10 protein-coding genes are annotated in these 10,049 nt (G+C 73.0%); 5 read left to right on the top strand and 5 right to left on the bottom strand.

Features of this window, described 5'->3' with window-relative positions:
* Positions 1 to 250: 250 nt before the first annotated feature.
* Positions 251 to 436, bottom strand: a complete 186-nt coding sequence (locus PSU4_RS09850; RefSeq protein ID WP_147105276.1) for a hypothetical protein — start codon at positions 434 to 436, stop codon at positions 251 to 253.
* 58 nt (positions 437 to 494) lie between these two features.
* Entirely contained in the window at positions 495 to 1,262 is a 768-nt protein-coding gene (locus tag PSU4_RS09855; RefSeq protein ID WP_147105279.1) for a hypothetical protein, read from the bottom strand.
* Between the two features lie 102 nt (positions 1,263 to 1,364).
* On the opposite strand from PSU4_RS09855, the gene PSU4_RS09860 reads away from it, so the two are divergent.
* From PSU4_RS09860 to PSU4_RS09870, 3 genes are all read left to right on the top strand, one after another.
* A complete protein-coding gene (locus PSU4_RS09860) occupies positions 1,365 to 2,876 on the top strand; it encodes a TldD/PmbA family protein (protein ID WP_147105281.1) in 1,512 nt (503 codons plus the stop codon).
* Entirely contained in the window at positions 2,873 to 4,279 is a 1,407-nt protein-coding gene (locus tag PSU4_RS09865; protein ID WP_222596216.1) for a metallopeptidase TldD-related protein, read from the top strand. Before PSU4_RS09860 ends, PSU4_RS09865 begins: the two co-directional genes overlap by 4 nt.
* A gap of 298 nt (positions 4,280 to 4,577) precedes the next feature.
* The gene (locus tag PSU4_RS09870) at positions 4,578 to 4,886 is read left to right on the top strand and encodes a hypothetical protein (RefSeq protein WP_246115031.1); all 309 of its coding nucleotides are present in this window, start codon (positions 4,578 to 4,580) and stop codon (positions 4,884 to 4,886) included.
* Positions 4,887 to 4,893: 7 nt separating this feature from the next.
* Here PSU4_RS09870 and PSU4_RS09875 read toward each other — a convergent pair whose 3' ends face one another.
* Positions 4,894 to 5,307, bottom strand: coding sequence for a hypothetical protein (locus PSU4_RS09875; RefSeq protein ID WP_147105287.1), 414 nt, complete (start codon positions 5,305 to 5,307; stop codon positions 4,894 to 4,896).
* 107 nt (positions 5,308 to 5,414) lie between these two features.
* The gene (locus tag PSU4_RS09880; RefSeq protein ID WP_147105289.1) at positions 5,415 to 6,107 is read right to left on the bottom strand and encodes an acyl-CoA-like ligand-binding transcription factor; all 693 of its coding nucleotides are present in this window, start codon (positions 6,105 to 6,107) and stop codon (positions 5,415 to 5,417) included.
* Between the two features lie 90 nt (positions 6,108 to 6,197).
* Here PSU4_RS09880 and PSU4_RS09885 point away from each other — a divergent pair, with 90 nt between their 5' ends.
* Complete coding sequence (locus PSU4_RS09885) at positions 6,198 to 7,667, top strand: FAD-dependent monooxygenase (RefSeq protein ID WP_147105292.1); 1,470 nt, start codon at positions 6,198 to 6,200, stop codon at positions 7,665 to 7,667.
* On the opposite strand, the gene PSU4_RS09890 is transcribed toward PSU4_RS09885, so the two are convergent.
* Complete coding sequence (locus PSU4_RS09890) at positions 7,657 to 8,193, bottom strand: TetR/AcrR family transcriptional regulator (RefSeq protein WP_147105294.1); 537 nt, start codon at positions 8,191 to 8,193, stop codon at positions 7,657 to 7,659. The two genes, PSU4_RS09885 and PSU4_RS09890, sit on opposite strands and share 11 nt — an antisense overlap.
* Before the next feature lie 138 nt (positions 8,194 to 8,331).
* On the opposite strand from PSU4_RS09890, the gene PSU4_RS09895 reads away from it, so the two are divergent.
* Positions 8,332 to 9,900: an MFS transporter gene (locus tag PSU4_RS09895; protein ID WP_147105297.1), complete on the top strand. Its 1,569-nt coding sequence runs from the start codon at positions 8,332 to 8,334 to the stop codon at positions 9,898 to 9,900.
* Positions 9,901 to 10,049: the final 149 nt, after the last annotated feature.

Consider the following 10,049-nt stretch of genomic DNA (forward strand, 5'->3'; position numbering starts at 1 on the left):
CGTGGGATTCAGGCCGCCGCGTGGGTTTCGCGATCCGGCCGCGGACTGCAGGTGAGGCGCCGACCTCGGAATGCGCGCGAGGCCCAGGAACCGGCGCGAGGCCCAGGAACCGGCGCGAGGCCCAGGAACCGGCGCGAGGCCCAGGAACCGGCGCGAGGCCCAGGAACCTGGGCGGCGGTGCCGCACCTGGGTAGAGCGACCGCTCGGGAGGGGCGCCCCTTGGAGCGCCCGAGGGCACGTGCCCCCGGCCTCACCAGGGCCAGAGCCACGACCACCACCGCCCGCGCGGCTCCACGCCGGGGATGTCGTCGAGGACCAGCACTTCGTCCGACAGGCCGTCGCCGTCGAGGTCCATGTGCAGCAACAGGTCGAGGTCGTCGACCACCGCGAGGGTGTCGACGATGCCGTCCTCGTCGGTGTCGGCGCCCAGGTTCACGGGCAATCCTGGCAGGCAGGGGGCCCCGGGCGCGTCGAGGTCATCCGCCAACATCGGATCACGTTCGGGCACAGGCATTCCTTTCTTCGGTGTGTGCGAGTGCCGCGAGCTCGCCCTCGATTGTTGCGAGCCGGGCCGCGACCGCCACGTCGAGCGCGGCGACGGCCTGCTGTTCCACCTGCACCAGTCGCGCGACGAGCACCGCCGTCGAGGCGGCCCGAACCGCCGCAGCCACACCTGCAGCCCACTGCCGCAGACGAGCCCGGTCCGCGGCCACCCACCGGGCCCCGACCGTCAACCCCAGCACGACGATCCCGCATCCCACCGCCGGCCCGACCGACCCCGTCACCGCCGGGGCGCCGAGCACCGGCACCCCCAGCCACGGCAGCACCGTCCGCGATCCCGACAGCACCTGCCACGGACGAGCCGCCGGTGGCAGCGGAGGCAGGGTGAGAGGTGTGGCGTCGCGCGGACGGGTGGCGACGACCTCCATCGGCAGCCCCCGTGACGTCGCGATCCGGCGCAGCTCCGGCAGCAGGTCGCGCTCGACCCGCTGCACGACCAGGTCGACGGCCCGGTCCGCGGCGATACGGGCGTGCGAGGGGAAGAGGGCCCGGTCGGCGCGGCAGGCCCGGTCGACGTAGCGCATCGACTCCGCGGACAGCGCCCCGACGACCGTGGTGACGTGCGTGGGGGCCGACGCCCGGGTCAGCCCGCAGACGGTGCGTACCTCCGCCCGGTACTCCGCCAACCCCGCGCGCTGCGCCTCCAGCTCGGTGCGACGTATCTGCACCGCCTCGGCGTACCGGTCGACCATGAAACGCACGCTCGCACGCTGTCCCGACGCCGCGGAGCCGGTTCGCCCGAATCGTTCACGTCCGCGAACCAGCTGTCGATCTTTGTCGGTGGGCCTCGGTAGGTTGCAGGCGTGGCTCCTGATCCGAGGATCGACCCGGCGTTCCGGGACCTGCCGCTCGACGCGCTGGCCGATGCGGCGTTGTCCCGTGCCCGTGAGCTCGGCGCGCAGCATGCCGACGTGCGGGTGGAGCGGATCGTCTCCCAGTCCATCTCGCTGCGCGACGGCTCGGTCACCGGGGTGTCGGACTCGACGTCGGTGGGTCTCGCGGTGCGTGTGGTGGTCGACGGGGTGTGGGGTTTCGCCTCGCACGTCGAGCTGACGCCGTTGCGGGCGGCGGAGACGGCGGCGCAGGCCGTGGGGGTGGCGCGCACGTTGGCGCCGGTCGCGCGGGAGCGCGTGGAGCGGGCCGACGAGCCGGTGCATGTCGGTGAGTGGGTGTCGGCCTACGAGGTCGATCCGTTCGTGGTGCCGACGCGGGAGAAGGTCGAGCTGCTCTCGGAGTGGTCGCAGCGGTTGTTGGCGGCCGACGGGGTCGACCACGTGCAGGCGTCGGTGTCGCAGGTGCGGGAGAACAAGTTCTACGCCGATCTGGCGGGGACGCGGACGGTGCAGCAGCGGGTCCGGATCGAGCCGGGTTTCACGGCGACGGCGGTCGACAGGGCGGCGGGCGGCTTCGAGACGATGAGCACGCTCGCCCCGCCGGCGGGCCGTGGCTGGGAGTACGCCACGGGCACGGGGTGGGACTGGGACGGTGAGCTGGCCGCGATCCCGGAGCTGTTGGCGGAGAAGACGAAGGCGCCGTCGGTGCAGGCGGGCCCGACGGATCTGGTGATCGACCCGACGAACCTGTGGCTGACGATCCACGAGTCGATCGGGCACGCCACGGAGTACGACAGGGCGATCGGCTACGAGGCCGCGTACGCGGGCACGAGCTTCGCGACGCCCGACAAGCTGGGCGCGCTGCGTTACGGCTCGCCGATCATGCACGTCACGGGCGACCGGACGGTGGAGCACGGGCTGGCGACGGTCGGTTTCGACGACGACGGCGTCGAGACCACGGAGTGGGACCTGGTGCGCGACGGCGTGCTGGTCGGCTACCAGTTGGACCGGACGTTCGCGCCGCGGCTGGGCCTGGAGCGGTCCAACGGCTGCGCGTTCGCCGACTCGCCGCACCACGTGCCGATCCAGCGGATGGCCAACGTGTCGTTGCAGCCCGACCCGGAGCACGACACGACCGTCGAGGACCTGATCGGCCGCGTCGAGCGGGGCATCTATGTGGTCGGCGACAAGTCGTGGTCGATCGACATGCAGCGCTACAACTTCCAGTTCACCGGGCAGCGGTTCTACCGGATCGAGGACGGCCGGCTCGCGGGTCAGCTGCGCGACGTCGCCTACCAGGCCACGACGACTGATTTCTGGGGCTCGATGGAGGCGGTGGGTGGCCCGTCGAGCTGGCGGCTCGGTGGGGCGATGAACTGCGGGAAGGCGCAGCCGGGGCAGATCGCCCCGGTCAGCCACGGGTGTCCGCCGGCGCTGTTCCGCGGGGTCAACGTCCTGAACACGCAGGAGGAGGCGTCATGACGGTGCTGCCGCCGCAACAGATCGTCGAGCGGGTCCTCGGGGCGGGGCGGCGCGCGGATGCCGACGTCGTGGGCCGGGTCGTGCTCGTGTCCGAGACCAGCGAGGCGGTGCTGCGCTGGGCCAACTCCACGATGACGACGAACGGCCTCGGCACGTCGCGCCGGACGACGGTGATCTCGCTGGTCCGGGTCGAGGGTGGCACCGCGGCGGGGGTGGTCGGCTCCAGCGCGGCGATCACCGATCCGGTGCAGCTCGACGAGCTGGTCACGGCCAGCGAGAAGGTGGCGCGCGATGCGGGCCCGTCGCGGGACGCGGCGGAGCTGCCCACCGACGTGGTCGACGACCCGTCGTGGACGGACGAGGCGGCGGGCACGTCGATCGAGGTGTTCGGCGACCTTGCGGGGGGCCTGTCCGACGTGCTGGCTGGCGACCTGCGGCACTACGGCTTCGCCAGCCATTCGCTCACGACGATCTGGCTGGGCACGTCGGCGGGTGTGCGCCGGCGTTGGGTGCAGCCGACGGGGTCGGTGGAGCTCAACGTCAAGACGCCCGACCTCGAGGGGTCGGCGTGGACGGCGGTGGGCACGGCCGACTTCACCGACGTCGACGTGGTCGCGCTGGCGGCCGACGCGTCGCGGCGCCTGGAGTGGGGTGCGCGCCGGACGGCGCTGCCGGCGGGCCGGTACGAGACGTTGCTGCCGCCGTCCGCGGTGGCCGATCTGATGGTCTACCTGGTGTGGTCGATGGAGGGCCGGGCCGCGCAGGAGGGCCACAGCGCCCTCTCGGGGCCCGACGGTCCGCGCGTCGGTGAACGCCTCACTGAGCTGCCGTTGACGCTGTACAGCGACCCGACGGTCCGCGGCCTGGAGTACGAGCCGTTCCTGGTGACGTCGAGCTCCGGCGGCGGTACGAGTGTGTTCGACAACGGCGCGCCGACGCGGCGGGTCGACTGGGTGCGTGAGGGCGTCGTCGACGAACTCGTGTACTCCCGGGCGGAGGCCGCCGAGTTCGGCACGACGTTCACTCCGGCCGGCGACAACCTGTTGTTGACGGGTGGGCCTTCTGGGTCGGCGTCGTCGATCGACGAGATGGTGGCCGGTACCGAGCGCGGCCTGCTGCTGACGTGTCTGTGGTACATCCGTGAGGTCGATCCGACGAGCTTGCTGCTCACCGGCCTGACCCGCGACGGGGTGTACCTGGTGGAGAAGGGGGAGGTCGTCGCGGAGGTCGAGCACAACTTCCGGTTCAACTACTCCCCGCTCGACGTGCTGCGCCGCGCGACGGAGGTCGGGGCGACGGTGCCGACGGTGCCGCGGGAGTGGAAGGACTGGTTCACCCGTGCGGCGATGCCGCCGCTGCGGGTGCCGGACTTCAACATGTCGTCGGTGTCGCTGGGCCGCTGACCTGGCCGTGGCCGCCCTCGGATGTTCGAGGGGCCGGGGGCGCCGAACGGATGGGGCTGGTGAGGCGCCGGGGCCGGGGATCCGGGCGCCGAGCGGTTCGGGCTTCGCGGCGGGGGTCCGGCAGGTGGCGGATCGGCGCACTCTCGTGCCGACTCGGCGGCCGGCGCGGCGCGCCGCGGCCGCGCGACGCTCCGGATGCCTCACTCTGGACCCGGGCGCGCAACGCCTGAACGAACCGAGCACGCTGTCCTGGTACCCGCCGATGCCGTCGCGGTCCGCTAGTCGAGGGAGTCCGTCCGTGTCGTCGTACGACGTGGTCAGTGCCTACACGCTGGTGATCGGTGACGACACCGGTGAGCCGACGGTGAGTGTGCACGGAAGCGCGTCGGCGGCGTGGCGGGAGCTCGACCGTGAGGTCCGGTCGCGGTCGCGTATGCGTCCGAGGCCGCGGCGGGTGGTCGACGAGGAGTCGGCGACGCGGCTGGCGTCGGCGTGGCGGGCGGCCGATCCGGAGTCGCGGTTCTGGAACGTCACGGCGCATCGGCTGCCGATCCTGTTGCCGGTGATCGCGCGCAGCGCGGGCCCGGTGGCGGCGCGGACGGGTTGAAGAGGGCTCAGTTGGGCGGCGGGACGGGTTCGCCGCCTGCAGGACGGCTCCTCTGTTCGGCGATCCGCACCTGGACGTTCTCCGCGGTGACGGCGGCGCGGCGGCGTTCGCGGACGCGGAAGAGCACGAGCATCGACACGCCGTAGGCGATGCCGACGATGACGAGCACGACGCCGAACTTGGTCACCATCGTCTGCAGGACGCCTTCGACGGGCACCTCGATCGTGGAGATGATCGCGAGCACGCCCAGCGTGAGCAGGTGGAACAGCACGGTGAGCAGGAGGTTCAGCGAGCGGGCGGTCTCCTTGCTCTGGAAGACCTCCTCGAGGAACGGTTCTCCGGAGAGGAAGAGCACGCGGCCGACGGCCACGGTGAGGGCGAGCGCGACGACGAGGAACACCAGGTACTGACCGGTGGTCACGGTGGGGCCTCCTGCGATCGGTGTCTGCTCGACGGCGCTGTCAGCAACCTGTACCCGGTGGACCCGTCCATCATGCGCCGGGTCGTGCCGGATTCCGACCCCGTTCGTCACATCCGGTGCTGTTCCGGTCGCGTCGTGTCGGCGGTGCCGTCGCTTCCGGCGGCTTGTTCGACGAGGCCGTCGGCGAGCCGGGTGGCGTGGGAGCCCAGGGTGAGTCCGTCGAGGGGGATGCCGTCCTCGAGGCGGCTCATGACGCGGTCGAGGGCGTCGATGTAGCTCTCGCCGGTGCGGTCGGCGAGGGTTTGCGCGGTGAGCCGGGCGCCGGCGACGACGCCGGCGAAGACCAGGACGTCGAGGTCGTCGCGGGGGCGTCCGTAGGCGTCGGCGATGCGGTCGGCGATGGCGGTGACGGTGATGCCGCTGCGTTCGCGGGCGGCGGCTTGGAGTTCGGGGGCGCTGCGGACGAGGGCCATGCGGATTTCTTCGAGTTCGCGTTTCTCGGGTGGGAGCCGTCGGAAGGCGGTGGTGACGCCGGTGCGCATGGCGTGGAGCAGCGGGGTGTCGGGGGGTAGTTCGGCGAAGGCCTCGGCCATGAGGGGGTCGACGTCGTCGAAGAGGACGACGTCCTCCTTCGTGGGGAAGTAGCGGAAGAACGTGCTGCGTGAGACGTCGGCGGCGGCGGCGATCTCGTCGACGGTCGTCTCGGCGTAGCCGTGCTCGCGGAAGAGGCGCAGTGCGTGGCGTTGCAGGTCGGCCCGGGTGCGGGCCTTTTTGCGTTCGCGCAGTCCGGGGTCGCTCACAGGGCGAGTATGTCCGATCTGCGACTCAGCAACAAATGACACTAAGTATTTTCTGGTACTCAGTTCCAGTTTAGTGCTACCGTCGTCGGCATGGACATCGACGTACTGGTGGTGGGAGCAGGCCCGACCGGCCTGACCTTGGGATGCGAACTGGCACGCCGCGGCGTGCGGGTCCGGGTGGTCGACGCGGCCACCGGGCCCTTCACCGGCTCACGGGGCAAAGGGCTGCAGCCGCGGACGCTCGAGGTGCTCGATCTGCTGGGCGTCGGCCGCCGGCTGATGACGCTCGGCCGGTTCCGGCTGCCGATGCGCCACCCCGACGGCGAGGGCGGCTTCGCGGTCCGCGACCTGCACCCGGGTGCGGAGCCGACGCCGTCGAGCCCGTACGCGCGGCCGCTGATGCTGCCGCAGTTCCGGGTCGAGGAGGTGTTGCGCGACGCCCTCACCGAGGCGGGCGGACGGGTGGAGTTCAGTCGTCGCCTGACCGATCTCACCCAGGACGACGACGCGGCGACCGCGACCTTCGACGACGGTGAGCGCGTCACCGCCCGCTGGGTCGTCGGGTGTGACGGCGGGTCGAGCACCGTCCGGCGGCTGGGCGGGTTCACGTTCCTCGGCGAGACCGACGAGACGGTCCGGATGCTGATCGCCGACGTCCGCGTCGAGGGTGTCGACCGCGACTATTGGCACGGCTTCGGTGGCCCCGACCTCGGATTCGTCGCGCTGTGCCCGCTGGCGACGACCGACCGGTTCCAGTTCCAGGCCTCGATGAAGGCCGACGACGACCGCGAACCGACACACGACGTCGTGCAGAAGATCCTCGACCAGGCCACGGGCGGGACGGTGCGGGTGCTCGACGTCGGCTGGTCGTCGCGGTGGCGGTTGAACGAGCGGATGGTGGACCGCTACCGGGTCGGTCGGCTGCTGCTGGCCGGCGACGCCGCGCACGTGCACTCGCCGGCGGGTGGGCAGGGCATGAACACCGGCATCCAGGACGGCGCGAACCTGGGGTGGAAGCTCGCGGCGGTCGTCGCGGGTGCCGACGAGGCGCTCGTCGACACCTACGAGGCCGAGCGGCTGCCGATCGCCGCCGATGTGCTCGGCCTGTCGGCCCGGCTGACCCGGCGCACCCTGCTCGACCGCGGTGAGGACGGCGAGCGCGCCCTGCAGTTCGGGGTGAGCTACCGCGGCGGTCCGCTGGCGCCGGGGGTCGACGGGGACGGTCCGCGCCCGGGCGACCGCGCCCCCGACGCCACCGGCCTCGTGCCGCCGGACGGAGACCGGCCGGTGCGACTGTTCGACCTGCTCAGGGGGCGGGAGTGGACGCTACTCGGCTTCGGCGTGACCCCACCCGAGGTCGGCGAGGGCGTGCGGTGCGTCGAGATCGGGCCGGGCGGCGTCGTCGACACCGACGGGCACGCCCGCGACGCCTATCTCCCCGTCGACGGCGAGCTGGTCCTGGTGCGCCCCGACGGGCACGTCGGGATCCGGACGACCGATGCCGCCGAGGTCCGCGCCTACCTGGCCGGCGTGCTCCCCGGGGAGCGGGTCAGCGCGTGAGCAGGCCGCGCAGGACGCCGACGAGGTCCTCGACGTCGCCGACCCCGGTGAGTGGCGCGCCGGTGAGGGTGCGCAGGTAGAGGCCGTCGCCGACGAGCTGGACGAGCCAGGCGAGCAGCGGGTCGGGGACCTCGGCGCGTAGGGCGGCGAGCCCGTCGGCGTCGACCGCCGCCAACGCGTCGCGGGCGGTGACGCCCGTGGGGCTGGCGTCGGCGATCCGCAGCGCGGCGAGGTAGGTGCGGGTCAGCCCGACGGGCGATGCGCGCCCGGGGACCGACGTCCGCAGGTAGTAGGCGACCGCGCCGTCGGGGTCGGCCTTCATGGCCTCGGCGTCGGCGGCGCTGCGGTCGCGGAGCCGCTCGAGCAGGCCGGCGGCCAGGGCGTCCTTCGAGGCGAAGTGGTAGAGCAGGCCACCCTTGGAGACGTCGGCGGCCGCGGCGACGGCGTCGAGGGTCGTGCTGCCGGGGCCGGCGTCGATCAGCAGCGTCTCGTAGGCGTCGAGGACGCGATCACGGGCGCTCGGCACGGAGTGAGTCTAGGAGTCGGCCGGCCCGGGCGGGGTGGCACGTCGCACATCCGGCCCATGGCGGGAACAACCTGCGAAACTGTACCGTCTGGACGGTATAGAACTCCCCCGTTCGTTGACGCCCCGAGGACCCACGAGATGACCGTCGCGATCCCGCGCGTCCCCACGCGCCCGACCCCGCCCCCGCGCGCAGGCCACCGCCAGTGGCTCGCGCTCGCCGTCCTGTTCCTGCCGACGCTGCTCGTCGCCGTCGACAACACGGTCCTGAGCTTCGCGCTGCCCGCCATCACCACGGCGCTCTCGCCGAGCGCGACCACGCTGCTCTGGATGGTCGACGCCTACCCGCTCGTCCTCGCCGGGCTGCTCGTCACCATGGGCACGATCGGTGACCGCGTCGGATCGCGGCGCCTGCTCGTCATCGGCGTCACCGGCTTCGGCATCGTCTCGCTGGCCGCCACGTTCGCCACCGACGCCGCGCACCTCGTCGCCGCCCGCGCACTCCTCGGGTTCTTCGGCGCGATGCTGATGCCGAGCACCCTCGCGCTGGTCCGGACCCTGTTCGTCGACCGCGACCAGCGCCGGCTCGCCCTCGCGATCTGGGCGACGGGCTTCGCCGCGGGCGCCGCCCTGGGCCCGCTCGTCGGCGGCGCGCTGCTCGCACACTTCTGGTGGGGCTCGGTCTTCCTGGTCAACGTGCCCGTCACCGCGCTCGTCGTGGTCCTCGCGCTGTTCCTGCTGCCCGAGTCCGCCCGGGTGCGGCGCGGCCGGCTCGACCTGGGCGGCGTCGCCGCGTCGATGGCCGCGGTCGTGCCGGTCGTCCTCGCGATCAAGCTCGTCGCGTCCGGAGGCTCGGTCGCGGCGATCGCGACGGCGCTCGTCGTGGGCGCCGGGGCCGGCATCGCGTTCGTCCGCCGCGCCCGCAGGCTCGCCGCCGCCGGCCGCGAACCGGTCCTCGACCTGCGGCTGCTCTCCTCGCCGGTGCTGCGGATCGCGATGCTCGCCAACCTGACGACGATGCTCGCCCTCACCGGACTGCTCTTCTTCTCCGCGCAGTACCTGCAGCTCGTCCTCGGCCTCGGCCCGATGCGCTCCGGGATGCTCCTGCTGCCCGGGTTCGCGGCGACGGTCGTCGCCGGCCTGGTCGCGGCGTGGCTCGCGCGGCGGGTCCCGATCCGGGTCCTCGTGCCCACCGGACTCGCCACGGCTGCCGCCGGCTACGCACTGTGCGTGCTGCTCGGCGCGTCCACGGGGGCGGCGGTGCTGCTCGTCGCGGGTGTGCTCGTGGGTGCCGGGATCGGGCTCACCGAGACACTGACCAACGACGTCGTCCTCACCGCCGCCCCCGTCGACCGGGCCGGATCGGCCTCGGCGATGTCGGAGACCGCCTACGAGCTCGGCGCCGTCCTCGGCACGGCCCTGCTCGGCGGGGTACTGACCGCCGTCTACCGCGGATCCGTCGACGCGCCCGCGGGCCCGGCCCGCGAGACCCTCGGCGGGGCGGTCGACTCGGCCGACCCGACGGTGATCGAGTCGGCGCGCGCGGCCTTCGCGCTCGGTGTCGACGTCACCGCCGCCCTCGGCGCGGCCGTCCTCGCGGCGATGGCGCTCGCGGCGTGGATGGTGCTGCGCCGTCACACCCGCCCCCGCCCTGCGGCGCCCGCTGCCCCCGTCGCCACCACCGAACGAACGGCACAGTCGCGCAACTGAGTTGCGGCACAGGGCCGTTCGTGTAGAACGTGACGGCGGGGGTCAGCCGAGCAGGAGGCCGACGCCCAGCGCCAGCATCGTCACGGCGACGCAGCCGTCGAGCACCCGCCACGCCCCCGGGGACCGTAGCCACCGGCCGGCGAGGCGGG

Origin of the sequence: Pseudonocardia sulfidoxydans NBRC 16205, assembly GCF_007989085.1 — a bacterium.
GTDB classification, from domain to species: domain Bacteria; phylum Actinomycetota; class Actinomycetes; order Mycobacteriales; family Pseudonocardiaceae; genus Pseudonocardia; species Pseudonocardia sulfidoxydans.

What these genes read in the sequence shown, in the direction of transcription:
- PSU4_RS09865 (WP_222596216.1), top strand. Translation starts at nt 2,873, where the DNA reads ATGACGGTGCTGCCGCCGCAACAGATCGTCGAGCGGGTCCTCGGGGCG.
- PSU4_RS09885 (WP_147105292.1), top strand. Translation starts at nt 6,198, where the DNA reads ATGGACATCGACGTACTGGTGGTGGGAGCAGGCCCGACCGGCCTGACC.
- PSU4_RS09895 (WP_147105297.1), top strand. Translation starts at nt 8,332, where the DNA reads ATGACCGTCGCGATCCCGCGCGTCCCCACGCGCCCGACCCCGCCCCCG.